Here is a 25,902-nt window from a genome sequence, read left to right as displayed (position 1 = left end):
AATGGGCGGGGTGCGGCTCGAAGCGATCACCTGGGAACGGCTCACCGACGCGCTCGCCGGGCGCATCGCCACGATGACGGCGAAGGACGGGAGCCCCTGGCTGCGCGTGGCCGTCGACGGGGCTCCCGCCGCCGCGCCCGGCGAGCTGGCCGGCCGGCTCGCCGAGGCGCTGCGGATCCGGGGGCGGGCGGTGCACAAGGCCGGCACCTTCGGCTTTCTGCGCCCCGCCTCGCTGCGGCTCGAATACGGCCGCGAGGACCCCGACGCCTACCACGACGAGTGGTTCGACCGGCAGGCCCTGTGGCGCGAGGTGTTCCAGCCGCTGGACCCGGGCGGTACCGGGCGGGTGCTCCCGGACCTGTGGGACCCCGAGGCGGACCGGGCGACGCGCAGCGCGTACGTGGAGCTGCCGCCCGGCGGCGTTCTGCTGCTGCACGGCCCCCTGCTGCTCGGTCACTGGTTCCCCTTCGATCTCTCCGTGCATCTGAAGCTGTCGCCGGCCGCGCTCGCCCGCCGCACCCCACGGGAAGAGCAATGGACGCTGCCCGCGTTCGCGCGCTACGAGGCCGAGACGCGGCCCGAGGAGGCGGCGGATGTGGTCGTGCGGGCCGACGATCCCCGCCGGCCGGCCTGGAGCGGCCCGGCCTGAGCACCCGGCCCGCTGAGCACCCGACCGGGCCGGAGCACCCCGACCCGGCCGGAGCCCCCGGCCTCAGACGAGCTGCCGGATCTCGCCCCGGACGCGGTAGAAGCCGCCCGCCGCCGAGAGCTCATCGACGACATACCGCGCACCGGGCCGGCGTATATGGCGCGGGAACTGCACGTTCCAGGACGGTTCATAGCCGTCGGAGACGACATGGACCCGCAGTCGGCCGCTCTCCTGCACGCACTCCACCACGACCCCCGAGGCGGCGGCCGACGTCACCGTCCGCACCGTGGCCGACGGCGTGTACGTGGGCAGCGCGGCGGCCGACTTCACATCCCTGGCCACCGGCACCGTGCCCGACCTGGCGGCGGCCACGGCCGCGTCGCTCGCGTCCACACACACCAGGGATCCGTCGGTGGTGACCATGTACAGCTTCTCGTCGAGGTACTGCATGGACAGCGCCGATCCGCCGCCGGTGCCCAGCTTCCACAGGCGGGTGCCGTCGGCGGCGAAGCAGTACACCGAGGAGGCCGAGTCACCGGCGAAGACATAGCGGCCGCCGGGGGCCGTGGCACAGGAGTAGACGACCGTGTCGCACTGGTACGTGGCCTCCAGCGCGCCGCTGTCCTTCGTCAGCCGCTGGACGACGCGCCGGTCGGTGCCGGCGTACACGGAGTGGTCCTCCTGCCAGCCGAACAGCACCCCACCCGTGGTCGGGGTGTGCCACAACTCGCCGCTGCCGTCGGCGGAGTAGGCGGTCACGCCGCGGCGATGACCGTGGTAGACGGCGCGTTCGTCCCGCCGCACCATCCAGGCGTGCTCGCCCGCACTGCGCCGCGACCACTGGTACTCGTCCTCGTGGTCGATCACCGTCAGCCCGCCGTTGCGGTCGGCGACGTTGAGGATGCCTTCGCGGATGTCCAGCCAGAAGATGTCGACGTCGGGGGCGATGCCGTAGGCGGCGAAGGGGAGCTTCGAGGAGAGGTCGTAGACCGTGCCGTCGTCGCAGCCCGCGTAGATCCAGAAGTCGTCCGCCACCAGGCACTTGACGCCGTCGGGGAGCTGATAGCGCGCCAGCACCTCGCCGTCATGGCCGAGGGTGTGGACATCGCCGTTCTGGTTGCCCACCCAGCAGCGGTCCTCCGCGATGTGGATGCCGAAGGCGGCGGCACCCGTACGGAAACGCCACAGCACCGGTGCGACCGCACGGGCCGTCGACGGCGCGGAGGCGACCTGGCGCCGCGTCACCGGCCGGGCGGTGCGCTGCCCCCGGACCGCCGGCGCATAGCCCTTGCGGACCTTCTCGCCGATCTTCCTGGCGGCCGCGGCCTGCGCCTTCTCCCGTGTCGGGAACGTCGAGGTCTGCTGCTGGCCGCCCGCTCCGATGCGTCCGTAGCGCACCGAGACGACGGTGCCCTGCACCGTCACCTCGTAGAATTTGTGGGCGCCGCCGCCCTCTTGCGACAGCTCCAGATACGTCGTGGCCTCGGACATGGCGATCCCCTCCCCCGGGCGGCCCCCACGGCCGTCCCCCGCTGGAAAAAACCGTACGGCCGACCACTGACAATCGAGCCGGGACCGCCGGGCGCGGACCGCTGGTGGCCGCGCCGGGGACGGAAGTTAGCGTGATCCCGTGACCACTTCATTCAACGCATCCGACGAGTCCGCCGCGCTGCCCGGCAGCCAGGGGCCCACCGCGACCGTGGAGGCCCGGCCGCGCTCCGTCGGCACCGTCAAGATGTCCTACGCACCCGACCCCGACGGCGACCCGGACCCCGGAGAGATCGTGTGGACCTGGGTGCCCTACGAGGAGAACGACGGCCGGGGCAAGGACCGCCCCGTGCTGGTCGTCGCCCGCGAGACCGGCGGAACGCTGCTGGCCGTGCAGCTGTCGAGCAAGCGGCACAGCAACGACTGGGAATGGGTGCCGCTCGGGACCGGCCCGTGGGACCGCGCGGGCCGCGACTCATGGGTTGCCGTGGACCGGGTGCTGAGGGTGCACCCGGCCGGGATGCGGCGCGAGGCCTGCGCGCTGGACCGGGGCCGCTTCAATCTGGTGGTCAACCGGCTGCGCGAGCGCTACGGCTGGCGCTGACGGGCGCGGCGCCGGGACCTCAGGCGTCCGCCAGGTCCAGGAGTTTGGTGACGGTGTTCCAGTTACGGGCGGTGGCCGTCACCCCGAGCGGGGCGCGGCTCACCGCCGCGGCCAGCTTGGAGCGGCCGATTCCGTCGGGGCACCACAGATAGAGTTCGCGCCCGATCAGCCGGTACTGGTCGGGCGCGAACGCGTCCAGGTCGAGTGCGTCCAGCCGGGAAGTGTCGGCCGGCACCGCCGACAGGAACGTGACATGCAGGCTCCTGGGCTCCGGTACGGCCTGCGGAAACGGGTTCGCGGCGACGGCGGCGGCCAGCTCGTCGCGGGTGCGGACGAGGACCGGAACCGTCAGGCCGAGGTCGGCGGCGATCCGCTCGTGCAGCACCCGGGCCGTCTCCTGCGGCGGTGTACCCGGGTCGGCGAAGACGATATTGCCGGTCTGGAGCAGGACCGAGACGTCCTCGAAGCCCAGGGACTCGGCCAGCTCCCGCTGCTTCGCCTTGGGGAAGGAGTTGTGGCCGCCGACATTGATGCCGCGGAGCAGAGCGATCTGACGGGTCATGGCGCTGCCATTCGTAGAGGCCGGCCTCGGCGAGGGCGGACGACGGGGGAGCCGACGGGAGGAGCCGTCGCGGGAGTCAGAAGAGCGGAGCGGGCAGGACACCTTCGAGGGCCAGCAGCAGACGCTTGGTCTCCAGTCCGCCGCCGAAGCCGCCGATGCCGCCGTCACTGGCCACGACACGGTGGCAGGGGACGATGACCGGCAGCGGATTGGAACCCATCGCGGCGCCCACCGCACGGGCGGCTCCCGGCTCCCCGACCCGGTCGGCGAGGTCCTGGTAGCCGACGACGCTGCCGTAGGGAACTCCGTCGGCCAGGGCATGCAGGACCCGTGCGGGGAAGCCGGAGGACAGCGACCAGTCCAGGGGGACGGTGAAGGAGTGCAGCTCCCCGGCGAAATAGGCGGTGAGCTCGGCGGTGGCCGTCTCCAGATGAGGGACCGACGCGAGCGGCGCGCCGCCGAAGAACTGCTCCAGACGGGTCAGCTCACGGCCGGCCGTCCGCTCGTCGGCATGGAAGACGACCCGCACCAGGCCCTCCCGGGTCGCGGCGAGCAGCAGCGGACCGATGGGGGTCACCAGGCGCTTCCAGGCCCAGTCACGCCGGGCCGCCGCCTCCGGGGTGGCGTCGGGGGGTGCCGCCGGACGGGAAACCTGCTCGGAATTCGTCACCTGATCAGGGTAGGACGCACCACTGACAAGGTGACGGGGAACGGACCGGCGGAGGGCGCCGGCACCCGTTCCCCGTCGGACCGGGCCCTCAGCCGTCGCTGTCCTCCAGCGCGTCACGCACCGCGTCGGGCTTGTTGGTGATGATGCCGTCCACGCCCAGACCGGCGACCTTGACCGCGGTCGCCGGGTCGTCGACGGTCCAGGTGTACAGGTCCAGCGGGCGGCGGTGCGGACCCTTCAGGCCGTGCACGGCGGCGACGTACTCCGGGGTGACCGCCGTGTGGACGGGGTTGATCTGGTCGCAGTACTTCGCGAACTTCGGGAGGTCGGCGACGGACGGGTTGCCGAGGAAGCCCGTCTTGATGTCCGGCCGCAGTTTGTGCACGGTCTTGATCGCGTCGGCGTTGAAGCTCTGGATGATCAGACGGCGCTTGACGTGCCTGTTGTCCAGCCAGCCCGCGCGGCGCAGCTCCGTGAGGGTCTGTAGCTCGATACCGGGGTAGAGCTCCGGAGACTTCAGCTCCATCAGCAGAGTCTGGTCGTTGTGCTCGACCTCGTCCATGTAGTCCTCGAGGGTCGGCACCCGCTCCCCGCGGAACTTCGGTCCGAACCAGCTGCCCGCGTCCAGTTTCTCGATCTCGTTGAGCGTGAAGTCCGATACGTTCCACGGAGAGCGGCCGGGGAAGACCTGCTCCACGTCGGTCGTCCGGGCGAGCGAGTTGTCATGGAGGATGACAAGCTCGCCGTCCTTGGTGCGCTGGACGTCGTTCTCGACCCACTCGAAGCCGAGCCGTTCGGCCGCGTCGATCGAGGCGAGGGTGTTCTCGGGCGCGTACGACGAGGCGCCGCGGTGGGCGACCGTCACCGGAGTGTGCCGGTCCGGTGCGGCCTGGGCGACGGTTGTGGAGAGGGCGAGCGCGGACAGACCCATGAGCGCACCGGCGACAACGGTGGCGACGGGGCGAATACGCATACGGGCTCCTCATGACGTCGTGGACGTGAGCTGACGTGAAGTGACGTGAACCGGGTCGGACGGACAGAGGCTCGCAGCCGGGCCGTAGCAGGAGGCAGTCGTGTGATGGCCGGGCGCTGAACGAGAAGTGACCGGTATTCCGTTGTGGAGCGACACGCAGTTGCAGGATGCCCGGATTAGCCGTGCCACCGACGTACGCTCCGCCGCCGTCCAACTTGCCGGAGCCACGGCATCCGCGCATCTTGGCCGATGATGCGTCACCCCTCGTGCTTCTGACCGGTTTTGGCCGGAGGTCTCACAAGGGCGGGCCGCCGCGGCCGACTTCGCCCGAGCACACCGCGCTCACGCACCTGGATCCGGGCGGGGAGCCGGACAGCCATCCCGGGTACTCGACGGCCACGGCCTGTCGCCCGCACGCGAGGGTCATGGCCCTCGGTGTCCCCCGCCGCGGCTCGCCCTCCCCACCGCCCGCCCCGCCCGCCGGGCACCGCGGGATGCCCGCAGAGAGCGCCGTTAACGACGAAACCGCAGGTCGGAGCGCTGTTCGTGCCGGTTGTCAGTGCCGAGTCGTACGGTTGATGCCATGCGGCCCGTATCAAACATCGAACGCACGGTGGCGCCCTTCGAGGTCGTCAGCCCCTACCAGCCCAATGGCGACCAGCCGGCGGCCATCGCCGAACTCGAGCGGCGTATCCGCGGGGGTGAAAAGGATGTGGTCCTGCTCGGCGCGACCGGCACCGGCAAGTCGGCGACCACCGCGTGGATGATCGAGAAGCTGCAACGCCCGACGCTCGTCATGGCGCCCAACAAGACCCTCGCGGCCCAGCTCGCCAACGAATTCCGTGAGCTGCTGCCGAACAACGCCGTCGAATACTTCGTCTCCTACTACGACTACTACCAGCCCGAGGCGTACGTCCCGCAGTCCGATACGTACATCGAAAAGGACTCCTCCATCAACGAGGAGGTCGAACGCCTGCGCCACTCCGCGACGAACTCCCTGCTCACCCGGCGTGACGTCGTCGTGGTCGCCTCGGTGTCCTGCATCTACGGCCTGGGCACGCCGCAGGAGTACGTCGACCGGATGGTGCCGCTGAAGGTCGGCGACGAGATCGACCGCGACCAGCTGCTGCGCCGCTTCGTCGACATCCAGTACACCCGGAACGACGTGGCCTTCACCCGGGGCACCTTCCGGGTACGCGGCGACACCATCGAGATCTTCCCGGTCTACGAAGAGCTGGCCGTGCGGATCGAGATGTTCGGGGACGAGATCGAGGCGCTCTCCACCCTCCACCCCCTCACCGGCGAGGTCATCAGCGACGACGAGCAGCTGTACATCTTCCCGGCCAGCCACTACATCGCCGGCCCGGAGCGGATGGAGAAGGCCATCGCCGGGATCGAGGCCGAGCTGGCCGACAGCCTCGCCACGATGGAGAAGCAGGGCAAGCACCTGGAGGCCCAGCGGCTGCGGATGCGCACCACCTACGACATCGAGATGATGCGCCAGATCGGCTCCTGCTCCGGCATCGAGAACTACTCGATGCACATGGACGACCGTGAGCCCGGCTCCGCGCCCAACACGCTCCTCGACTACTTCCCGGACGACTTCCTCCTGGTCATCGACGAGTCGCATGTCACCGTCCCGCAGATCGGCGCCATGTACGAGGGCGACGCCTCGCGGAAGCGGACCCTCGTCGAGCACGGCTTCCGGCTGCCCTCCGCCATGGACAACCGGCCGCTGAAGTGGGAAGAGTTCCTGGGGCGCATCGGCCAGACCGTCTATCTGTCCGCGACCCCCGGGAAGTACGAGCTCTCCCGGGGCGACGGCTTCGTGGAGCAGATCATCCGCCCGACCGGCCTGGTCGACCCGGAAGTGGTGGTCAAGCCCACCGACGGGCAGATCGACGACCTGGTGCACGAGATCCGTGCGCGCACGGAGAAGAACGAGCGCATCCTGGTCACCACCCTCACCAAGAAGATGGCCGAGGACCTCACGGACTACTTCCTCGAGCTCGGTATCCAGGTCCGCTATCTGCACAGCGACGTGGACACCCTGCGCCGGGTGGAGCTGCTGCGTGAGCTGCGATCGGGTGAGTACGACGTCCTGGTGGGCATCAACTTGCTGCGGGAGGGCCTCGACCTCCCCGAGGTCTCCCTGGTGGCCATTCTGGACGCCGACAAGGAGGGCTTCCTGCGGTCCGGTTCGGCGCTCATCCAGACCATCGGACGCGCGGCGCGCAACGTCTCCGGACAGGTGCACATGTACGCCGACAAGGTCACCCCGGCGATGGAGAAGGCCATCGACGAGACCAACCGCCGCCGGGAGAAGCAACTGGCGTACAACAAGGAGAACGGCATCGACCCGCAGCCGCTCCGCAAGAAGATCGGCGACATCGTCGCCACCATCGCCCGCGAGACGATCGACACCCAGGAGCTGCTGGGCACGGGGTACCGCAAGGGCTCCGACGCCAAGGAGGCCCAGGGCACGGCGCCGGTCCCGGCGCTCGGCGGGAAGGCCGCGAAGGGCAAGGGCGGCAAGGCGGCCGCGACGCTGACGGACCGTCCCGCCGCCGAACTGGCCGAGCTCATCGAGGAGATGACGGAGCGGATGCGGGCCGCCGCGGCCGAGCTCCAGTTCGAGGTCGCCGCCCGGCTGCGCGACGAGGTCGGCGAACTGAAGAAGGAGCTGCGGCAAATGAGGGAGGCCGGAGTGAAGTGAGGGGGAGTACGGGTGGCCGTGCGCGGCCGCCCGCCGGGAGGGGCACACCCGCCCCGTTACGACATCGCCGCACGTGAGCGGGGTCTGTCCAGCGGTGCCCGGTGTGTTGCAGAAGCGCCACAAAACGCGGGTCCGGCGCGCCCCGGGCCCGCCGTCGTGCGTAGGGTCGAAGGGGCCGCCGGAAACCTGGGCGGGGACAGTACAGAGAGGGGACGGCGCGTGTCGGTCAATTTGTCCAAGGGTCAGGGCATCAGCCTCCAGAAGTCCGACGGAGGAAACCTGACGTCGGTGCGGATGGGGCTGGGGTGGCGCTCGGCGCCGCGCCGGGGCCTGTTCGGGAGGCGGACCAGCGAGATCGACCTCGATGCCTCGGCGGTGCTGTTCGCCGACAAGAAGCCCATAGATGTCGTCTTCTTCCAGCACCTCGTCAGCGACGACGGCGCGGTCCGGCACACCGGCGACAACCTGGTCGGCGGCGCGGGCCAGGGCGGCGACGACGAGGCGATCCTGGTCGACCTGGCGCGGGTGCCGGTACACATCGACCAGATCGTGTTCACCGTCAACTCCTTCACCGGCCAGACCTTCGCCGAGGTGCAGGACGCCTTCTGCCGCCTGGTGGACGAGGCCACGGGCCAGGAGCTGGCCCGCTACACCCTCACGGGCGGCGGCAACTACACCGCGCAGGTCATGTCCAAGGTGCACCGCGTGGGCAACGGCTGGCAGATGACCGCCATCGGCGAGCCCTCCGTCGGCCGCACGTTCCAGGACCTCGTGCCGGCGATCCTGCCGCACCTGTAACCACCAGCACCGCGGCAGCGCGTACCGGGCAGCGCCGCCGCCGCTCCGGGCCCGCGCCCGGGGCCGGCCCGGGACGCCACGATCACCAGGGGGAACAACGATGACGGCCGAGCTGGTCCGGGGGCAGAACCATCCACTGGACCGGGCACGGGTGGAGATCCGGGTGACGGCGGGCTCTCCCGTCGTGGCCGGGGTCACCCTCGGCGACGAGCAGGGCCGGCTCGCCGGCGCCGAGGCGGTGGCCCACCCGGGCGCGCCCCGGCGCCCCGGCATCGAGGTTCCCCGCCAGGCGGCCGCCGACCACCGCATCGCGGTCGATCTCGACGCGCTGCCCGGCGACGTCCACCGGGTGAGCGTGCTGCTGGCGCTGCCCCGCGGGATCGGCGCGCTGAGCACCTTCGGATCGGCCGCCGCGCCCTCCGTCACGGTCACCGGCCTCGACGGCACCGGCATCGCCCGCTACACCGTCACCGGCCTGGGTGCCGAGTCCGCCGTCGTCGCCGTCGAGCTCTACCGCAGGCAGGGCGTGTGGAAGGTGCGCGCCGTGGGCCAGGGCTACGCCGACGGCCTCACGGCGATGCTGCACGATCAGGGCCTGCCGCAGGCGGCGGAGCTGGCCGCGGAGATCGAGGAAGCGATCAGCCGGGGCCAGGCGCGCGCCGTCCAGGCGCCCGCCGTGGCGGCGGGCCGGTCCGAACGGGCCGGGGCCGGGCCGGCCGCCGCGGACCGGCCGTCTCCCGCGTGCCCTCCCGCATCTGACGGCCCGCCATCCGCGCCGGGAGCCGCATCAGGCACCGGAGCGAAGGCCGCAGCCGCAGCCCAGCCCGCAGACGTCTCGCCCGCCCCCGTGGGCGGCGGCCCCATCGACTACCGGCACCCGCAGCGCCGCAGCACCCCTCCGCCGGCCGGCCAGGCGCCGACCGCCCCCGCTGCTCCGGCCCCCGCGGCCCCGGCGGACGCCTCCGCGCCGGCCGGGACCCCCGCACCGCCCGACGGGCCTTCGCTGCCGGTGGCCGGTGACGCCGCCGGCTGGAGCATGGAGGAGCGGCTCTACAACCAGGTCTGGGGCATGTTCGAGGACCTGGCCCGCTCGGTCGCGGCCTACCGCAGCGCCTCCGGCTTCGCGGAGTCCCGCCTGGAGCAGGAGCTCGACCAGGCCCTGTCCGACCCGCGCAACCGCCTCGGTACGGCCGCCGATGCCGCCCGCGCCACCGCCCGTGACAAGCACGCCGCCCTCGTCGCCCAGGCCCGCGCCGCCCTCGACCGTGACCTCGCCCAGCTCGCGGCCGAGTCGGCGGTCGTGGAGCCCGCGCTGCCGCCCGCCTTCGCCCGCTGGGACCACCCCGTCTGGCAGGGCCACCACGCCCCCCTGGAGCGCCCGATGGCGCTGCGCCTGGGCGATCTGCACCTCCCGGAGGTCCTGGACCTGCGCATTCCCATGCTCGTACGCCTCCCCCTGGAGCGCGGGCTGTGGATCGACAGCGGGCCCGATGCCTACGCCGGGAGCGCCGGCCCCGATCCCGACCGCGACATCGCCCGGCGGGAGCTGGGCAGCGCGCTCACGGACGGGCCGCCCGACGAGGCCGGGCTGCGCCGCCTGGCGATGGAGACGGCCGTCGCGATCGCCGCCCGGATGCTCGCCATCCACCCCGCGGGTGATTTCGCGGTCCAGGTCATCGACCCGGGCGGCACCGCCGCGCCCGCGCTCGCGCCGCTGGTGGAGAGCGGTGCGCTGCCCGCCGCCCCGGTGCCCGGCGCCAAGGGCGTCGCGACGGTGCTGGAGGCGCTGACGCGCCGGGTGGACCTCGTCCAGATGGCCGTGCGCCATCGCGCCGGGGACGCACTCCCGCCGGATCTCGACACTGCCGAGCAGCTGCTGATCGTGCATGACTTCCCGCACGGCTTCGACGACCGGGCCCTCACCCAGCTCCGCTATCTGGCCGACGAGGGGCCGGCGGTCGGGGTGCATCTGCTGATGGTCGCCGACCGCGCCCAGTCCCGGGAGTACGGCCCGGTCCTGGACCCGCTGTGGCGCTCCCTGCTGCGGATCACGCCGGTGCCCGATGCCCACCTCGCCGACCCCTGGGTCGGCCATGCCTGGACGTACGAGCCCTTGCTCGCCCCGAAGGGCAGTCAGGTGGTGCGCCAGGTGCTGGGCCGGGTCGCGGCCGCCCGTCGGGCGTCCTGACCAGGTATTTTGCCTTTTCCTTTACTATTCGTTGGTCTTCCTTTACGCTTCTTTGTGCGGAGGGGAGTATTCCCATACGACGTACCCGTCATCACGGATTGCGAGTGTGACGAGATCCCGGGGCGTCGGTCCCGTTCCTCCATTGGGCGGAACGGGGCGGAAGAGACCTCCGGCAGCGACGACGCTGTAAGTGCCGTACGACTCTGCCGGAGGAGCAGTGGACGTTTCCCTGATGCCGTGGGTCCTGACCATCCTTGGTCTGTGCGCCCTGATCGCCGCCGATTTCTTCATCGGCGGACGCAAACCACACGAGGTCTCCCTCAAGGAGGCCGGAATCTGGACCGGAGTCTGGGTCGCGCTCGCCGCGCTCTTCGGCCTCGGACTGCTGCTGTTCGCCGGCACCGCGCCGGCCGGTGAATTCTTCGCGGGATTCATCACCGAGAAGTCCCTGAGCGTCGACAACCTCTTCGTCTTCGTACTGATCATGGGGAAGTTCGCGGTCCCGACGATCTACCAGCAGCGGGTGCTGATGGTGGGTGTGCTGATCGCGCTGGTGCTGCGGGCCGGATTCATCGCCGCGGGCGCCGCGATCATCGCCAACTTCTCCTGGGTGTTCTACCTCTTCGGCGCGTTCCTCATCTGGACCGCGTGGAAGCTCATCCAGGACGCCCGTGCCGGGGCGGAGGACGAGGAGTACGAGGAGAACCGCTTCCTGAAGGTGGTCGAGAAGCGCTTCCCGTCGACCGACAAGTACCACGGGACCAAGCTGTTCATCGTCGAGAACGGCAAGCGGCTGATGACGCCGATGCTGATCGTCATGCTGGCGATCGGCACCACCGACGTCCTCTTCGCGCTGGACTCCATCCCGGCGATCTTCGGCCTCACCCAGGACCCGTACATCGTCTTCACCGCCAACGCCTTCGCCCTGATGGGCCTGCGGCAGCTGTACTTCCTGATCGGCGGACTGCTCAAGAAGCTGGTCCACCTCTCGTACGGCCTGTCGATCATCCTGGGCTTCATCGGCGTGAAGCTGGTACTGCACGCCCTGCACGAGTCGGGGGTGGCCGTTCCGGAGATCAGCATTCCGGTCTCGCTGGGCGTCATCTGCGCCGTGCTGGTCGTCACCACGATCACCAGCCTGCGCGCCTCGAAGAAGCAGGCCGCGGCAGAGGCGGCGGACCAGGAGCGCATCGACGTCTGAGGCCGGTCCCCACGGCCCGTGGCAGCGCAACTGACGGCGCCCGGTTCCCGCTCCTTGCCGGAGCGGGAACCGGGCGCCGTCGCGTGATCCGCGGCCTGTGGCGCCGCCCTCCTGCGCTACCAGCCGCGCTCGTGCCACTGCGCGAGGTGCGGCCGCTCCGCGCCGAGGGTGGTGTCGCTGCCGTGGCCCGGGTAGACCCAGGTCTCGTCGGGCAGTTCGCCGAAGAGCTTGCGCTCCACATCGTCGATCAGGCGGGTGAAGTTCTCGGCGCTGCCGAAGGTGTTGCCGACGCCGCCGGGGAACAGGCAGTCGCCGGTGAAGAGATGAGGGGCGCCGTGCGGGTCGTCGTAGACCAGCGCGATGCTGCCCGGCGTGTGTCCGGCCAGATGGCGCGCGGTCAGCTCGACACGGCCGACCCTGAGGGTGTCGCCGTCCTCGACCAGCACATCCGTGGGGACGGGGATGCCCTCGGCGTCATGGCGCCCCGCATAGGTCCGCGCGCCCGTCGCCTCGACGACCTCGCGCAGCGCGCCCCAGTGGTCACCGTGCCGGTGCGTGGTGACCACGGAGGCGATGCCGCTGTCGCCGATCAGCGCGAGAAGGGTGTGCGGTTCGGCGGCCGCGTCGATCAGCAGTTGCTCATCGGTCGCCCGGCACCGCAGCACATAGGCGTTGTTGTCCATCGGACCGACCGCGACCTTCGAGATCATCAGGTCGGTCAGCTCGTGCACGTCGGCCGGTCCGCCGACCTTCACTGCTCCGCTGTAGCCCATGGGACCACTCTAGAGCGGGGCCACCCTCTAGAGCGGCGGCACCTCGGGCAGGACGGAGCCGTGGCTGTCGAGTTTGCCGCCGTCGCCGCGCCCGGTGAGCCAGCCCACCAGCGCGGTCGCGGAGCCCGTCACCACCACGGGTGCGGCCTCGGCGCCCGATCCGGGGTCGAGGCGGCCGGTGCGCCACCGGCGGCCGTCGTCGGCCCGCAGTTCCAGCGCGGGCAGGTCCGGGTGCCCGGCGAACTTGATCGTGGCCAGGAAGGCCAGTTCGCGGTCGACGAAGGCAGGTGGCAGCTGGTCGACGGTGTGGCCCACGCCGAGGTCGACATGGTGCAGTTCGAGTTCGGCCAGCCGGCGCAGGGGCAGCCGGTCCGCCCGTTCGATGACGTCGTTGCGCATCTCGACCTCGTACGCCCGGCGGGCCTCGGGCAGTGCGTCCATCGCCGCGTCGAACCGCGCGGCGGTCTCCTTGAGATCTTCCAGATGCGCCGCCAGCGGCCGGTCGGCGCCCCGCTCGATATCGGCCTGACGGGCCTCGGGACTGGCGTACATCGGCGTCCGCACCTCCGTACGCGCCCAGGTGAGGAGGTTGCCCAGCGCGTCGGCGTTGCGCGCCAGATGGGCAAGGACATGGCCGCGGGTCCAGCCGGGGAGCAGCGACGGCTCGCCGATCGCCGCGTCGTCGAGCTTGCTCACCGCGACGAGGAGCCGGTCGGTGGCCTCGCGGACGGCTGCCACATCGCGCGGGAAGTCGGGCGGGGTGAGGGTCATGGTCCGACGCTAGCGCCGCCGGGGCGGGTTCGGGAGTGGGCCGGAGCCGATCGGGGCGTACGCGGGTGGAGCGGGCGGCGCGCGGCTGCCGGAAGGGCCGCCGGTCCGCGCCGCCCGCGGTGGTCAGGCCGCCGCCGCGTCGGGCGTCCCGAACCAGCGCCGGAGCGCGGCATCCAGCGCGTCCGGCGCGTCCGGGCCGCCGGGGGAGTCCGCCGCCCAGGCGGTGGCACCGTCCGGCCGCACCAGGAGGCCGGCCAGACCGGGCCGCTCCGGGCAGCCCGCCGTGAGCACCCGCAGCCGGTCGCCGTATCCCGCGGCGCGCTTGCGCACCTCGCCGTCATCGGCGAGATCGAGCAACAGCCCCTGCCCGCCGTGGAGATGCCCGGCGAGCCGGGTGCCGTCGGAGAGCACCAGGTCGGGTGCGCTGCGGCCGGTCAGCGGATGGCTGCCGGGCAGGTCGTAGCGCTGCCCGGCACCGGAGATCTTCTTGGCGAAGAAGGTGGTGGCGTCGACCGTCCCGGTCAGTTCGGCGATCACCCCGCGCAGTGCCCGGGTGTGCGACTCCGGCCGCATCAGTGCCACTTGGGCCCGGGTCCACTCCAGTACCCATGCGCCCAGGGGGTGCCGCTCGGCGGTGTACGTGTCGAGCAGCCCCTCGGGAGCCCAGCCGCGCACCGTGGCGGCCAGTTTCCAGCCGAGGTTCATCGCGTCGCCGATGCCGAGGTTCAGCCCCTGGCCACCGAACGGCGAGTGGACGTGCGCCGCGTCACCGGCGAGCAGCACCCGCCCCGCACGGTAGTCGGGCACCTGGCGCGCATTGTCCGTGAACCGGGTCGCCGAGAGCACCTTGTGGATCCTGACGTCCGCCACCCCGGAAACCTTCCGCAGTGAGGTCTCCAACTCCTCGGCGGTGACGGGGGCTTCACGGTCCGTGGGCGGCCCGTCGAACTCCACGGTGAGGATCCGGCCGGGCAGGGGGCCGTGGGCATAGGTCCCGGTGCTGGTCCAGTGCCAGCCGGCGCCCAGGGCGTCGGCGCCGGTCATCTCCACGAGGGCCTGACGGCCGGTGATCTCGGGAGCCGTACCGGGGAAGGGGAAACCGGCGAGCCGGCGGACCGTGCTGCGGCCGCCGTCGCAGCCGACCAGCCGGCCGGTGCGCAGCGACCCCTCCGAGGTGTGGACCTGCACCCCGTCCTCGCCGGCGTCGAAGCCGGTCAGGGTCACCCCGCGGCGCAGGTCGACGCCCAACTCGGCGGCGCGGGCGCCGAGCAGCCGTTCCAGGGCCTCCTGCGGTACGAGCCCGACCTCGGCGGCGGGCCCGGGGCCGTCGAAGTCCGGGTCGGACTCGTCCAGCAGATCGCCGCGCAGCATGATGCCGGCGAAGTGCCCGGCGAACTTCGGCGGCTGTTTCACCCCGGCAGCACCGGCGGCCCGGCGCTGCCGCAGGAACGAACCGAACCTCTCGAAGGCGTCGCGCTGTGCCTCCGCCAGGCCGGGCAGCATCCCGCGCCGGTAGAAGGCCTCCGCGGTGGGGGAGTTGATCGCCCCTGCCTTGATCGTCGTATCCACGTCGGTCAGCCGCTCCAGGACGACGACCGACACCTGTGCCAGGGCGAGTTCGCAGGCGAGCATCAGCCCCACCGGGCCGCCCCCTGCCACCACTACGTCTGCGTCATGATTCATGGGCGTAAGTGTAGTGACTATAAATTTGTTGCGGCTAAAAATTGTCCTAGGATTCCGGCCATGACGGATCAGGAGCGGCGCGGTGGTGGACCGGCGACGGACGGCGGCCGGACCGGCGGCCGGCAGGCGGAGACCGGTTTCGCCGAGGAGGACGGACGGCTGACGCTGCGCGAGCGCAAGAAGCTGCGCACCCGGCAGCGGATCTCCGGCGAGGCCACACTGCTGTTCATCCGGCGGGGCTTCGACAACGTCACGGTCGCCGAGGTGGCCCGCGCCGCCGAAGTGTCCACGATGACGGTGTTCAACTACTTCCCGCGCAAGGAGGACCTCTTCCTCGACCGGATCCCCGAGGGCCGGGAGCTGCTCACCCGCACCGTCCGCGAGCGCGGCGCGGACGAGCCGCCGCTCGCCGCGCTGCGCCGGCTCACCGTCGGCCTGCTGGCGGAGCGGCACCCGCTGGCCGGTGTGGGGGAGGGGTTCGAGCACTTCTGGCGCACGGTGCTGGACTCGCCGGCGCTGCGGGCACGGGGCCGCGAGGCGGTCGAGGAGATGGAGGACGCCCTCGCCGCGCTGCTGGCCGAGGCCGTGGGCGGCGAGGCCGGCCGCCCCGGCCGTGACGTCCGGCTGGCCGCGGCGCTGATCATCGCGGGGATCCGGGCGGCGTATGCCGGAGCGGCGGCCCGGCAGCTCGGGGGTGACCCGGTGGACGAGGTGGCCGTTGAGCAGGCGGAGGTGCTGCGGCGCACGTTCGATGCGCTGGAGCGGGCGCTGCCCGGCTTCGCCTGACGGGAGAGTTCCCGCAGCGTACGGGCGTGTGGCGGGCGCGGGAAGATTGTGGGGCCGCCACACGTTCGGGTGAAGAGGACTTGCGAGTCCGGTAAATCGAATGCGCGTGCTATAGGCTCGTGTGTGGCATCCCAAAGACAGTGCCGCGGAGGTCCCCATACCCTGGGGCGGGGGCTCCGCTCCGCCCCGCCGCCTCTGCTCACCCACCGCGCGGCGGACGTGGAGCCGCGGCCCCACCCCCTTCCAAGAAAGGTGCCGACCGGCGTGGCCGACCGTCTCATCGTCCGTGGCGCTCGCGAGCACAACCTCAAGAACGTCTCGCTCGACCTCCCCCGCGACTCCCTCATCGTCTTCACGGGGCTCTCCGGGTCGGGCAAGTCCTCGCTCGCCTTCGACACGATCTTCGCCGAGGGGCAGCGGCGTTATGTCGAGTCGCTCTCTTCCTATGCCCGGCAGTTCCTCGGGCAGATGGACAAGCCCGATGTGGACTTCATCGAGGGCCTGTCCCCCGCGGTTTCGATCGACCAGAAGTCGACGTCGCGCAACCCGCGCTCGACGGTCGGCACGATCACCGAGGTCTACGACTACCTCCGCCTGCTCTTCGCCCGTATCGGCAAGCCGCACTGTCCTGAGTGCGGGCGTCCGATCGCCCGGCAGTCGCCGCAGGCCATCGTCGACAAGGTGCTCGAACTCCCCGAGGGCAGCCGCTTCCAGGTGCTCTCCCCGCTGGTGCGCGAGCGCAAGGGCGAGTTCGTCGATCTCTTCTCCGACCTCCAGACCAAGGGCTACAGCCGGGCGCGGGTCGACGGGGAGACGATCCAGCTCTCCGAGCCGCCGAAGCTGAAGAAGCAGGAGAAGCACACCATCGAGGTGGTCGTCGACCGCCTCACGGTCAAGGAGTCCGCCAAGCGCCGGCTGACCGACTCCGTCGAGACCGCCCTCGGGCTCTCCGGTGGCATGGTCATCCTCGACTTCGTCGACCTGGACGCGGACGACCCGCAGCGCGAGCGGATGTATTCGGAGCATCTGTACTGCGCCTACGACGATCTCTCCTTCGAGGAGCTGGAGCCGCGCTCCTTCTCCTTCAACTCGCCCTTCGGCGCCTGCCCGGACTGCACCGGCATCGGCACGCGCATGGAGGTCGACCCCGAGCTGATCATCCCCGACGAGGACCGTTCCCTCGACGAGGGAGCGATCCACCCCTGGTCGCACGGCCACACCAAGGAGTACTTCGGCCGCCTGGTCGGCGCGCTGGCGGACGCCCTCGGATTCCGTACGGACATCCCCTGGGCCGGGCTGCCGGCCCGCGCAAAGAAGGCCCTGCTGAACGGCCACAAGACCCAGATCGAGGTGCGCTACCGCAACCGGTACGGCCGCCAGCGGGCTTACACGACCCCCTTCGAGGGCGCGGTGCCGTTCGTCAAGCGGCGGCACTCCGAGGCGGAGAGCGACAGCAGCCGGGAGCGCTTCGAGGGCTATATGCGCGAGGTGCCCTGCCCGACCTGTGAGGGCACCCGGCTCAAGCCGATCGTGCTCGCCGTCACGGTCCAGCAGAAGTCGATCGCCGAGGTCGCGGCCATGTCGATCAGCGACTGCGCCGACTTCCTGCGGGAGATGAGGCTCGACGCGCGCGAGAAGAAGATCGCCGAGCGGGTCCTCAAGGAGGTCAACGAGCGGCTGAAGTTCCTGGTCGACGTCGGCCTGGACTACCTCTCGCTGAACCGCGCGGCCGGCACCCTCTCCGGCGGTGAGGCCCAGCGCATCCGCCTCGCCACCCAGATCGGCTCCGGCCTGGTGGGCGTGCTCTACGTCCTCGACGAGCCGTCCATCGGTCTGCACCAGCGCGACAACCACCGGCTCATCGAGACCCTGGTGCGGCTGCGCGACATGGGCAACACCCTGATCGTCGTGGAGCACGACGAGGACACCATCAAGGTCGCGGACTGGGTCGTGGACATCGGCCCCGGCGCCGGTGAGCACGGCGGCAAGGTCGTGCACAGCGGCCCGATGAAGCAGCTGCTGACCAACAAGGAGTCGATCACCGGTCAGTATCTGGCCGGCAAGAAGGCCATCGCGACGCCGGACATCCGGCGGCCCGCCGACCCGTCGCGGCAGCTGACGGTCCATGGCGCGAAGGAGAACAACCTCCGCGACATCGACGTCTCCTTCCCGCTAGGGGTGTTCACCGCCGTCACCGGCGTCTCAGGATCCGGCAAGTCGACGCTGGTCAACGACATCCTCTACACCCACCTGGCGCGCGAGCTGAACGGCGCCAAGTCGGTGCCGGGACGGCACACCCGGGTCGCCGGCGACGATCTGGTGGACAAGGTCGTGCATGTCGACCAGTCGCCGATCGGCCGCACCCCGCGCTCCAACCCGGCCACCTACACCGGCGTCTTCGATCATGTCCGCAGGCTCTTCGCGGAGACGATGGAGGCCAAGGTCCGCGGCTATCTGCCGGGACGCTTCTCCTTCAACGTCAAGGGCGGCCGCTGCGAGAACTGCTCCGGCGACGGCACGATCAAGATCGAGATGAACTTCCTGCCGGATGTGTATGTGCCGTGCGAGGTCTGCCATGGTGCGCGCTACAACCGGGAGACGCTGGAGGTCCACTACAAGGGCAAGTCCATCGCCGAGGTGCTGGACATGCCCATCGAGGAGGCCTTGAGCTTCTTCGAGGCGGTGCCGACCATCGCCCGCCATCTCAAGACGCTCAACGAGGTCGGTCTCGGCTATGTCCGGCTCGGGCAGTCCGCGCCGACGCTCTCGGGCGGTGAGGCGCAGCGCGTCAAGCTGGCCAGCGAGCTCCAGAAGCGCTCGACGGGCAGCACGGTCTACGTCCTCGACGAGCCGACCACCGGTCTGCACTTCGACGACATCAGCAAGCTGATCAACGTGCTGGCCGGCCTGGTGGACAAGGGCAACACGGTGATCGTCATCGAGCACAACCTCGATGTGATCAAGACGGCGGACTGGGTCGTCGACATGGGACCCGAAGGCGGCAACGGCGGCGGCCTGGTCGTCGCCGAGGGCACGCCGGAGGATGTCGCGTCCCTCCCGGCCAGCCACACCGGCAAGTTCCTGCGGGAGATCCTCGGCGACCGCGTCAGCGATGCCGCGCCGGCGGGGGCCTCCGCGAGGAAGCCGGCGGCGAAGAAGGCCGCTGCCAAGACGACGGCGGCGAAGAAGACGGCTGCCAAGAAGACCGCGGCCAAGAAGACGACGGCGCGGGCCCGCCAGGCCTCCTGACCCGGCGGACCGTTCCCGGACGGGCCGTCACCGCTCCCCGTACAACGGGAGCGGTGACGGCCCGTCGTGTGTACGGGGGACCGGAACCGCGGACACGGGCGGTCGCCGAAGCCCCCGGCCCCTGCCCCGCCCCGCTCCTACGCCGCCAACTCCGTGGCGAACGGCGGTTCCGCGCCCGCGCGTGAACAGGTGACGGCGGCCGCGCGGGCGGCGAAGCGCAGGATGTCGCGCCAGTCGTCATCGCCGAGGCCGGCGACGGCGGCGTAGGAGAGCGCGTCGTGGGCGTCCAGGCGGTGCAGGAGCGCGGCATTGACCGTGTCGCCGGCGCCGATGGTGTCGACGACGGTGACCCGCTCACCGGGAACCGTCAGCTCGGCGCCGCCCCGCGTCAGCACCGTCAGACCGTCCCCGCCACGGGTGAGGACGATCGCCGCGGGCCCCGCGCCCAGCCACTCCTTCGCCGCCGCGGTGACCGCCGCCCAGCCGTCGCCCGGCGCGGCGCCGGACCCGGCCAGCCACAGGGCGTCCTCCTCCGACAGCTTCAGCAGGGCGAGGTCGGGGAGCCAGGAACGGAAGCGGGCCCGGTAGGCGTCCGGATCCGGGATCAGGCCGGGCCGGATGTTGGGGTCGAGCGCGGTGAAGACACCGCGCCCGGCCTCGCGGCGCAGCAGGGACTCGTACGCACTCGCCCCCGGTTCCAGGACGAGCGAGCAGGTGCCCAGGGAGAGCGCACGGGCCGCGGCGGGCAGCGCCGGCGGCAGGGTGAAGAGCCGGTCGGCGGTGCCGTCCGCATAGAAGCCGTAGCCCGCCGACCCGTCCGGGCTGATGTCCGCCACGGCGAGGGTGGTCGGCTCACCGCCGCGCTGCACCAAAGAGGTGTCCACACCATCGCCGCGCAGCCCCTGGAGCAGCGCTTCGCCGAAGGCGTCGGTCGAGATCCGCGAGCAGAACGCGGCGGGCGAGCCCAGCCGCCCCAGGGCGACCGCGGTGTTGTACGGACCGCCGCCGCGCCGCGGCAGCAGCGCCGGCAGCCGGGAGTCCGGCGTGGGGATACCTCCGGTGCCCGGTACGGACGGGGGAGTGGCCTGCGGGCTGGGGACGAGGTCGATCAGTGCCTCGCCGGCGACGACGATCACGGGGTGGGGTTCCTTTCCTGGGCGGCCGGGGGCGTGGCCGGGGCGGGTTCGGCGCAGCCGCACGACGTACGGTGCACAAACGTGCAGGGGAGGCGGACGGTGCGCGGAGGCCGGTCCGGCTCCGTCAGGCGTTCCAGCAGCAGCCGGACCGCCGCCGCCCCGATGTCCTTGCTGGGCTGGGCGATGGCGGTCAGCCGGGGTGTGAACAGATCGGCCCACGAGAAGTCGTCGAAGCAGGCCAGCGCGATGTCGCGGGGCACCTCCAGGCCAAGCTCGCGGAGGGCCCGGAGCGCGCCGATGGTCATCGCGTTGTTGGCGGTGATGACCGCGGTGGGAGGCTGCGGTACGGCCAGCAGACGGCGGGTGGCGTCCTGGGCGCCCTGTGCCTCGGAGTTGCCGCCGGCGAGGAGCTCGGGCGCGAAGGGCAGACCGCAGGCGCGCAGTCCCTCGCGGTAGCCCTGGACCCGCTCGCTGGTCGTGCTCAGCCCGGGCAGACCGGCCACCAGGCCGATCCGGGTGTGCCCCAAGCCGGCCAGATGCCCGACCAGTTGGCGCACCGGGCCGGTGCTCTCGGCGCACACCTGGTCATGGTCGTCGCCGACCAGCCGGTCCAGGAAGACGGTGGGCACCTCTCGGCGGGCCAGATACTCCACCATCGCGGAGGGTTCCGCGGACGGCGCCACGATCATGCCGTCCACGCGCCGTTCGTGCAGCAGCTGGACGACCTTGCGCTCGTGCTGCGGATCGTCGTGCGGATCGGTGAGCAGCAGGCTGTAGCCGGCCTCCAGGGCACCCGCCTCGACGCCTTGGAGGATCTCGGTGAAGTACGGGTTGCTGATCGCCGAGACCGCCAGGCCGATCGAGCGGGTGCGGGAGGTGACCAGGGAGCGGGCCAGGGTGTTGGGGGTGTAGCCGAGCTCGTCGATCGCGCCGAGCACCGCGGCGCGGGTGTCGGGGCGGACCGGACGGGTCTCGTTCAGCACATGCGAGACCGTGGCGACGGAGACCCCCGCACGCCGCGCCACATCCGTCATCGTCGTCATCCGGCTCTTCCTCCCCGAGCGTGCGGCACCACGTCGGCGCCGCGGCCTCCCACGGCCTCGTCCCGCGAAGTCCACCACATTACGAGCATCCCACCGAAAACGTAAACGCTTGCGTAAGCGTTTACGTCCAAGCTACCTTCCCGGCATCGCAATCCCGCACGACGTTGTGAGGAGGCGCCGATGCGCGCTCTCGTGGTCACCGCCCCGGGCAAGGGAGGGCAGCACCGCTGTCACCGAACTGCCCGATCCCGTCCCGGAGCCCGATGAGGTGGTCGTGCGCGTCACGTCCTGCGGGCTGTGCGGCACCGATATGCACCTCCTCGGCGGCGAGCTGCCCGCCGCGGCCTATCCGCTGGTTCCCGGGCACGAGCTGACCGGCGAGATCGTGGCGGTGGGCGCGGCGGTGACCGGCCGGGCGGCCGGGCGGCCGGGGAGCCGGTCGCCGTCGATCCCCACATGCCGTGCGGCGCCTGCCACTACTGCATGGGCCTGCTGATGGCCGCCCTCGTACGGACCGCGGGCGCCGCCTCGGTGTCCGTCGTCGGCCTCAACGAGGACCGGCTGGCGTTCGCCGGGTCCTTCGGCGTCGACGCGGCCGTGACCAGCGCCGACAAGCTCGGCCGTACGCCCGGCTTCGAGGTCGTGGTCGATCCGACCGGCGTCGTGGCGGCCCTCACCCAGCCGGAGAGCCCGCGCTGGCTGGTGGGCAAGGGCCGCACCGACGAGGCCCGTACGGTGCTGACCCGGCTGCGCGGTGATGCCGGGGCGGCGGGGGAGGAGCCGGCGGAGATCGCCATCGGCCTGCTCAACATGCTGATGACGCTCCCGGCGATGCGGCTCATCGACCGCAAGGGGCGCAAGCCGCTGCTGCTGTTCGGCGCGCTGGGTATGTGCGCGGCGATGGTGCTGCTGGCCGTCACCAACCTCTCAGGGCTCGGCTATGGCACGCTGCTGTCGGTGCTCAGCCTCCTGGGGATCGCGGGGATCGCGCTCTACATCGCGTCCTTCGCGATCTCCTGGGGGCCGGTGCAGTGGGTGATGCTGCCCGAGCTGTTCCCGATGCGGATCAGGGCGGCCGCGGTCAGCCTGTGTGTGCTCCTCAACTGGCTGTTCAACATGATCGTCGCGCTGGTCTTCCCGTCGCCGCTGCACGCCTGGGGCGCCGGCATCAACTTCCTGTTCTTCGCCGGTACGACCCTGCTGGCGTTCCTCTTCGTGCAGCGGCTGCTGCCGGAGACCAAGGGCCGGAGCCTGGAGGAGATCGAGCAGGACCTGCTGCGGGGGCGTCCGGCCCGGCCGGAAGCGGAAGGATCTGTGCCGGTATCGTCGGGAGCCGCCAGCCACTGACGCCGTCACCTCCGGAGCAGCCATGAGCCAGTCCCCCGCCCGCCGCACCGTGCTGCGGGGGGCCGCGCTCGCCGGCGCCGCCGGCTTCGGTCTGGCGGCCTGCTCGCCGGGGGACTCGGGTGCGAACGGCTCGGCGGTGCCCTCCGAGCCGGTCGAACTCGGGGCCGCCGCCGACGTGCCGGTCGGCGGCGCCAGGCTCTACCGCGAGGACCGGCTCGTGGTGTCGCAGCCCGCCAAGGGCACCTTCAAATGCTTCAGCGCCAAGTGCACCCACGCCGGCTGCATCCTGGCCGAGGTCGAGAAGGAAGAGGGCAACTGTCCCTGCCACGGCAGCCGCTTCGACGTCACCACCGGCAAGGTCCTCCAGGGGCCGGCGACCGAGCCGCTGCCCGAGGTCCCGGTCAAGACCGAGGGCGGCAAGCTGATCGCGGGCTGAGGCGCCGGACCGGCAGGCGCTGCCGGGGCCTCACCCCCAGTCCCAGGCGATGCCCAGGATCCCGGGCCGTACGCCCTGCTCGACGAGGTGCACGGCGCGGTGCCGCCCGCTGAGGGTCAGCTCCTGCCGGCCGCTGCGCGGGGCGCCCGCCGAGGTCTGGGCGAAACGGCAGCAGCGCACCGGCAGCGCCGCCTCGTCGAAGCGCACCTGGAGGACGTACTGGCCGCCGGCGAAGCTGAAGCCGCGCAGATACTCCGCGCTCGGGCCGCCGCTGCCGTCCTCGAAGGCGTAGCCGAAGACATGGGTGTCGCCGGCCCGCAGCCGGGCGTCGAAGAGCAGCTCGGCGACCACCATCCCGGCCTCGGCGTGCCCGCGCACCCGGCCCAGCCGGCAGTTCTCCGCGGCCCGTACCCGCACCCGGGACGGATCGCAGCCCGGGTCGCCGCGGTGGATGGCGACATAGCGGTCCACACCGTCCCGGTGGGCGCGGACCACCTGGAGCGATTCGCGTGCGAGGAGCCGGCGCTCGGGCCCGATGCGGACCCGCTCGTGATGGCCCACGGTGTGCAGCCCGCCGTCCGCGGGAGCCTCCAGCTCGGCGAACAGCTGCCGCAGCGCGGTGGCGGGCGCCATCAGCGAGCGGTACGAGCGGGCGGCCGGCCGCTCGGTCTCGGGGGTGCGGCCCTCCGGCACCAGCAGCCGGTGCAGCGAGTAAGCGGGCAGTTCGAGGACCTCTTCCAGGGCGCGCACCGCCCGCAGCGACTCGGGGCGCTGCGGCCGCCGGGCGCCCTGCTGCCAGTAACTCAGGCTGGTCACCCCGATGGTGATGCCACGCTGGGCGAGTTTGTGCTGGACGCGGGAGAGGGCGAGGCCCCGTTCGGTGAGCGCGGAGCGCAGCGCGAGATGGAACGGACCGGTCCGCAGCAGTTGGGCCAAGTCCGGCGACTGGGGGGTGTTTCGTGCCATTGCTTCATTCCTCCGGCGCGCGCGTGAACGTTCACAACCGGATCGCACGCTGCACGCTCTGCCTGCCTGTTCACCGCAGTACGCCGGGCACCGGCCGTTCACATGGGGGCGTGTCCGTCCACACCCCCATGTCACCTCGCATTGAAGCGTGTTGACCTGCCTGCGACAACACTTGATGCTCCTCAGCAGCATCCGGATGCGCTCCTCTCCCCCTCACCCCCCTCAGTTCGGGAGGAACGCCATGACTCGTGCACCCCACGCACGCCGTTCCCGCCGCAGACGGCTGTCGGCCGCCGCGCTCACCGTCGCCGCATTCACCCTGCTCACCGGGGCGGCCGCCGCCTCGGCAGCGCCCCTCGCGCCCCCGGCGCACGCTGCCACCACCACGGAGCAGGCCGCCGCCCCGCGCGCCGCCAACCGCCTCGGCGTCTCCATGCAGGCCCAGGAGCAGACCAACTGGTGCTGGGCGGGCTCCGGCAACACCATCGCGGCCTGGTACGGCAGGAACTACAGCCAGACCCAGTTCTGCAACGCCGCCTTCCAGCGCCAGCAGGGCACCGACTGCCCCAACGACCAGGCCACCCTCGGCAATGTGCAGAACGCGTTCGCCTGGATGGGCCTCAACTCCGGTTCCTACGTGAGCGGTTGGCTCCGCTACGACACCGTGCGGAGCGAGATCGACGCCAGCCGGCCCATCGAGACCCGCATCCAGTGGTCCTCCGGCGGTGGCCACATGCATGTGATTTACGGATATGACACGGATCGCCATTGGGTTTACTGGGGTGATCCATGGGCGACCAACAATCGCTATAACTGGGGCGATTTCGACTACTACGTGAACGGCAGCTCCTTCTCCTGGACACACTCCCTGTACCGGATAGGAGCCTGAGGCCATGACGAAGCGCCCCGCCGTCCGCACCGCCCTCCGCGCCGTCGCCACCGGCACGTTCGCCACCGCTCTCCTCGGCCTCGCCCCGCACACCGCAACGGCCGCACCGGTGCCCACACCCCTGACCCCGGGCCGGGCGAGCGTCACGGCCGCGCACGCCGCGGCCACCACCCCCGCGACCCTCGACACCCTCGCCCGCTTCTTCGCCGCCGACCGGAAACGCAGCGGCGCACGCGCCGTGGCACCCGGCACCGCGCAGGCCGTGGTGCACATCGAGGGCGGCACGGTCCCCGTCCACGTCCTGTCACCTGACTTCGTCCGCGGCCGGGACGGGTCGCCCGTCGCCCGCCCGGAGTTCCTCGCCAGCAAGGCCGTCTCCGGTGACGGCCGCACGGCCTCGGTGTGGACCGCGCGGCGAGGTGACACCTGGAAGGTCGTCAACATCGCCGGCGGCGACGACGAGACCCGCTACACCGCGGCCGGGGCCGCACGGGCCAAGGGCGGCACGGTCTTCCACGAGCCGCAGATCGACGCCTGGTATGTGCAGCACGGCGACCGGATCGAGCCGCTGGACGCCGACGCCCGCAAGGCCGTCGGCGCGCACGGCACCACCGTCACCGCCTACCAAAAGCGGGTGGCGCAGGCCTATGGGGACAAGCTCCCCGGCTCCGCGTACGACAAGCGGGGCGAGGCCGGCGGCTACGGGAAGGGGCCGGCCGAGGCCGGGGAACCCCCTGCCCGGCGCCCCGTCGCGGCGGGTGCGCTCGCGGACGACAGTCTGCCGGTGACCGCCGCCACGACGTTCGCGGGCGCCGCAGCCCTGCTCGCCCTGGGGCTGTCCCTCTCGGCGGCGCTGCGCAGGCGGCACAGCGGCTGACCCGGTCCGCCGGCCCGTCGGATGCCGTCCGTGCGGCGGGCAGGCCGTCCCCCGCCCCCTCTCCCTTCGGGGGAGGGGGCGGGGGTGGGTTCGGGGG

At 71.6% G+C, this 25,902-nt stretch carries 23 protein-coding genes; 13 read left to right on the top strand and 10 right to left on the bottom strand.

Features of this window, described 5'->3' with window-relative positions; genetic code table 11:
- Positions 1-10 precede the first annotated feature (10 nt).
- Entirely contained in the window at positions 11-649 is a 639-nt protein-coding gene (locus tag IF67_RS0136510) for a uridine kinase (protein ID WP_030993075.1), read from the top strand.
- Positions 650-712: 63 nt separating this feature from the next.
- Here IF67_RS0136510 and IF67_RS0136505 read toward each other — a convergent pair whose 3' ends face one another.
- On the bottom strand, positions 713-2,140 hold the full coding sequence (locus IF67_RS0136505; protein ID WP_030993074.1) for a WGR domain-containing protein: 1,428 nt from the start codon (positions 2,138-2,140) through the stop codon (positions 713-715).
- A gap of 139 nt (positions 2,141-2,279) precedes the next feature.
- Between IF67_RS0136505 and IF67_RS0136500 the strand changes: the two genes are divergently transcribed.
- Positions 2,280-2,741: a type II toxin-antitoxin system PemK/MazF family toxin gene (locus tag IF67_RS0136500; RefSeq protein ID WP_030993072.1), complete on the top strand. Its 462-nt coding sequence runs from the start codon at positions 2,280-2,282 to the stop codon at positions 2,739-2,741.
- Between the two features lie 19 nt (positions 2,742-2,760).
- Here the strand turns inward: IF67_RS0136500 and IF67_RS0136495 are convergent, their stop codons facing one another.
- The 3 genes from IF67_RS0136495 to IF67_RS0136485 all read right to left on the bottom strand — a co-directional run bounded on the left by IF67_RS0136495 (position 2,761) and on the right by IF67_RS0136485 (position 4,946).
- A complete protein-coding gene (locus IF67_RS0136495; protein WP_030993070.1) occupies positions 2,761-3,303 on the bottom strand; it encodes a DUF1697 domain-containing protein in 543 nt (180 codons plus the stop codon).
- 76 nt (positions 3,304-3,379) lie between these two features.
- Positions 3,380-3,973 carry a methylated-DNA--[protein]-cysteine S-methyltransferase gene (locus IF67_RS0136490; RefSeq protein WP_030993068.1) on the bottom strand — a complete coding sequence of 198 codons (594 nt, stop codon included), beginning with the start codon at positions 3,971-3,973 and terminating at the stop codon, positions 3,380-3,382.
- Between the two features lie 88 nt (positions 3,974-4,061).
- A complete protein-coding gene (locus tag IF67_RS0136485) occupies positions 4,062-4,946 on the bottom strand; it encodes a glycerophosphodiester phosphodiesterase (protein WP_030993067.1) in 885 nt (294 codons plus the stop codon).
- Between the two features lie 583 nt (positions 4,947-5,529).
- Here IF67_RS0136485 and uvrB point away from each other — a divergent pair.
- The 4 genes from uvrB to IF67_RS0136465 all read left to right on the top strand — a co-directional run bounded on the left by uvrB (position 5,530) and on the right by IF67_RS0136465 (position 11,849).
- Positions 5,530-7,662 carry an excinuclease ABC subunit UvrB gene (gene uvrB / locus IF67_RS0136480; protein WP_030993066.1) on the top strand — a complete coding sequence of 711 codons (2,133 nt, stop codon included), beginning with the start codon at positions 5,530-5,532 and terminating at the stop codon, positions 7,660-7,662.
- 219 nt (positions 7,663-7,881) lie between these two features.
- A complete protein-coding gene (locus tag IF67_RS0136475) occupies positions 7,882-8,460 on the top strand; it encodes a TerD family protein (RefSeq protein ID WP_030993064.1) in 579 nt (192 codons plus the stop codon).
- A 100-nt stretch (positions 8,461-8,560) separates the two neighbouring features.
- Positions 8,561-10,648, top strand: coding sequence for a TerD family protein (locus tag IF67_RS0136470; protein ID WP_030993062.1), 2,088 nt, complete (start codon positions 8,561-8,563; stop codon positions 10,646-10,648).
- 217 nt (positions 10,649-10,865) lie between these two features.
- On the top strand, positions 10,866-11,849 hold the full coding sequence (locus IF67_RS0136465) for a TerC family protein (protein WP_030993059.1): 984 nt from the start codon (positions 10,866-10,868) through the stop codon (positions 11,847-11,849).
- Between the two features lie 116 nt (positions 11,850-11,965).
- On the opposite strand, the gene IF67_RS0136460 is transcribed toward IF67_RS0136465, so the two are convergent.
- From IF67_RS0136460 to IF67_RS0136450, 3 genes are all read right to left on the bottom strand, one after another.
- Complete coding sequence (locus IF67_RS0136460) at positions 11,966-12,622, bottom strand: MBL fold metallo-hydrolase (protein ID WP_030993057.1); 657 nt, start codon at positions 12,620-12,622, stop codon at positions 11,966-11,968.
- A 27-nt stretch (positions 12,623-12,649) separates the two neighbouring features.
- A complete protein-coding gene (locus IF67_RS0136455) occupies positions 12,650-13,393 on the bottom strand; it encodes a maleylpyruvate isomerase family mycothiol-dependent enzyme (protein ID WP_030993055.1) in 744 nt (247 codons plus the stop codon).
- A gap of 123 nt (positions 13,394-13,516) precedes the next feature.
- Positions 13,517-15,076: an FAD-dependent monooxygenase gene (locus tag IF67_RS0136450; RefSeq protein ID WP_030993052.1), complete on the bottom strand. Its 1,560-nt coding sequence runs from the start codon at positions 15,074-15,076 to the stop codon at positions 13,517-13,519.
- Between the two features lie 60 nt (positions 15,077-15,136).
- On the opposite strand from IF67_RS0136450, the gene IF67_RS0136445 reads away from it, so the two are divergent.
- Positions 15,137-15,862 (top strand): TetR/AcrR family transcriptional regulator, encoded by a 726-nt coding sequence (locus IF67_RS0136445; protein ID WP_030993051.1) that lies wholly within the window; start codon positions 15,137-15,139, stop codon positions 15,860-15,862.
- A 264-nt stretch (positions 15,863-16,126) separates the two neighbouring features.
- The gene (gene uvrA / locus IF67_RS0136440; RefSeq protein ID WP_037840293.1) at positions 16,127-19,111 is read left to right on the top strand and encodes an excinuclease ABC subunit UvrA; all 2,985 of its coding nucleotides are present in this window, start codon (positions 16,127-16,129) and stop codon (positions 19,109-19,111) included.
- A gap of 137 nt (positions 19,112-19,248) precedes the next feature.
- Here the strand turns inward: uvrA and IF67_RS0136435 are convergent, their stop codons facing one another.
- Entirely contained in the window at positions 19,249-20,247 is a 999-nt protein-coding gene (locus IF67_RS0136435; RefSeq protein ID WP_030993047.1) for a carbohydrate kinase family protein, read from the bottom strand.
- Positions 20,244-21,290: a LacI family DNA-binding transcriptional regulator gene (locus IF67_RS0136430; protein ID WP_030993045.1), complete on the bottom strand. Its 1,047-nt coding sequence runs from the start codon at positions 21,288-21,290 to the stop codon at positions 20,244-20,246. Before IF67_RS0136430 ends, IF67_RS0136435 begins: the two co-directional genes overlap by 4 nt.
- 274 nt (positions 21,291-21,564) lie before the next feature.
- Between IF67_RS0136430 and IF67_RS45530 the strand changes: the two genes are divergently transcribed.
- Genes IF67_RS45530 through IF67_RS0136415 form a run of 3 tightly spaced genes read left to right on the top strand, consistent with a single transcriptional unit; the run spans position 21,565 to position 23,073 of the window.
- On the top strand, positions 21,565-21,786 hold the full coding sequence (locus tag IF67_RS45530) for an alcohol dehydrogenase catalytic domain-containing protein (protein ID WP_234341585.1): 222 nt from the start codon (positions 21,565-21,567) through the stop codon (positions 21,784-21,786).
- Positions 21,747-22,637 (top strand): MFS transporter, encoded by an 891-nt coding sequence (locus IF67_RS0136420; RefSeq protein WP_234341583.1) that lies wholly within the window; start codon positions 21,747-21,749, stop codon positions 22,635-22,637. Before IF67_RS45530 ends, IF67_RS0136420 begins: the two co-directional genes overlap by 40 nt.
- A 22-nt stretch (positions 22,638-22,659) precedes the next feature.
- Positions 22,660-23,073, top strand: a complete 414-nt coding sequence (locus tag IF67_RS0136415) for a Rieske (2Fe-2S) protein (RefSeq protein WP_030993042.1) — start codon at positions 22,660-22,662, stop codon at positions 23,071-23,073.
- 30 nt (positions 23,074-23,103) lie between these two features.
- Here IF67_RS0136415 and IF67_RS0136410 read toward each other — a convergent pair whose 3' ends face one another.
- On the bottom strand, positions 23,104-24,039 hold the full coding sequence (locus tag IF67_RS0136410) for a hypothetical protein (RefSeq protein WP_030993040.1): 936 nt from the start codon (positions 24,037-24,039) through the stop codon (positions 23,104-23,106).
- A gap of 241 nt (positions 24,040-24,280) precedes the next feature.
- Between IF67_RS0136410 and IF67_RS0136405 the strand changes: the two genes are divergently transcribed.
- Together IF67_RS0136405 and IF67_RS0136400 are read left to right on the top strand one after the other, a co-directional pair.
- Positions 24,281-24,928 (top strand): papain-like cysteine protease family protein, encoded by a 648-nt coding sequence (locus IF67_RS0136405; protein ID WP_030993038.1) that lies wholly within the window; start codon positions 24,281-24,283, stop codon positions 24,926-24,928.
- A 4-nt stretch (positions 24,929-24,932) separates the two neighbouring features.
- Entirely contained in the window at positions 24,933-25,805 is an 873-nt protein-coding gene (locus IF67_RS0136400; protein ID WP_030993037.1) for a hypothetical protein, read from the top strand.
- The last annotated feature ends 97 nt before the right edge of the window (positions 25,806-25,902 follow it).

The sequence above is a fragment of the Streptomyces sp. NRRL S-1813 genome (genome assembly GCF_000719605.1).
Taxonomy (GTDB): Bacteria; Actinomycetota; Actinomycetes; order Streptomycetales; family Streptomycetaceae; genus Streptomyces; species Streptomyces decoyicus.
Note: the sequence above shows the minus strand (reverse complement) of the source record. Positions and strands in the feature narration are given on the sequence as shown.

Excerpts from the sequence above, each read along its gene's own strand:
- IF67_RS0136405 (WP_030993038.1), top strand. The coding sequence starts at position 24,281 with ATGACTCGTGCACCCCACGCACGCCGTTCCCGCCGCAGACGGCTGTCG.
- uvrB (WP_030993066.1), top strand. The coding sequence starts at position 5,530 with ATGCGGCCCGTATCAAACATCGAACGCACGGTGGCGCCCTTCGAGGTC.
- IF67_RS0136400 (WP_030993037.1), top strand. The coding sequence starts at position 24,933 with ATGACGAAGCGCCCCGCCGTCCGCACCGCCCTCCGCGCCGTCGCCACC.
- IF67_RS0136450 (WP_030993052.1), bottom strand. The coding sequence starts at position 15,076 with ATGAATCATGACGCAGACGTAGTGGTGGCAGGGGGCGGCCCGGTGGGG.
- IF67_RS0136415 (WP_030993042.1), top strand. The coding sequence starts at position 22,660 with ATGAGCCAGTCCCCCGCCCGCCGCACCGTGCTGCGGGGGGCCGCGCTC.
- IF67_RS0136460 (WP_030993057.1), bottom strand. The coding sequence starts at position 12,622 with ATGGGCTACAGCGGAGCAGTGAAGGTCGGCGGACCGGCCGACGTGCAC.
- IF67_RS0136410 (WP_030993040.1), bottom strand. The coding sequence starts at position 24,039 with ATGGCACGAAACACCCCCCAGTCGCCGGACTTGGCCCAACTGCTGCGG.
- IF67_RS0136505 (WP_030993074.1), bottom strand. The coding sequence starts at position 2,140 with ATGTCCGAGGCCACGACGTATCTGGAGCTGTCGCAAGAGGGCGGCGGC.
- IF67_RS0136470 (WP_030993062.1), top strand. The coding sequence starts at position 8,561 with ATGACGGCCGAGCTGGTCCGGGGGCAGAACCATCCACTGGACCGGGCA.
- IF67_RS0136445 (WP_030993051.1), top strand. The coding sequence starts at position 15,137 with ATGACGGATCAGGAGCGGCGCGGTGGTGGACCGGCGACGGACGGCGGC.
- IF67_RS0136485 (WP_030993067.1), bottom strand. The coding sequence starts at position 4,946 with ATGCGTATTCGCCCCGTCGCCACCGTTGTCGCCGGTGCGCTCATGGGT.
- IF67_RS0136430 (WP_030993045.1), bottom strand. The coding sequence starts at position 21,290 with ATGACGACGATGACGGATGTGGCGCGGCGTGCGGGGGTCTCCGTCGCC.
- IF67_RS0136455 (WP_030993055.1), bottom strand. The coding sequence starts at position 13,393 with ATGACCCTCACCCCGCCCGACTTCCCGCGCGATGTGGCAGCCGTCCGC.
- IF67_RS0136420 (WP_234341583.1), top strand. The coding sequence starts at position 21,747 with ATGCCGTGCGGCGCCTGCCACTACTGCATGGGCCTGCTGATGGCCGCC.
- IF67_RS0136495 (WP_030993070.1), bottom strand. The coding sequence starts at position 3,303 with ATGACCCGTCAGATCGCTCTGCTCCGCGGCATCAATGTCGGCGGCCAC.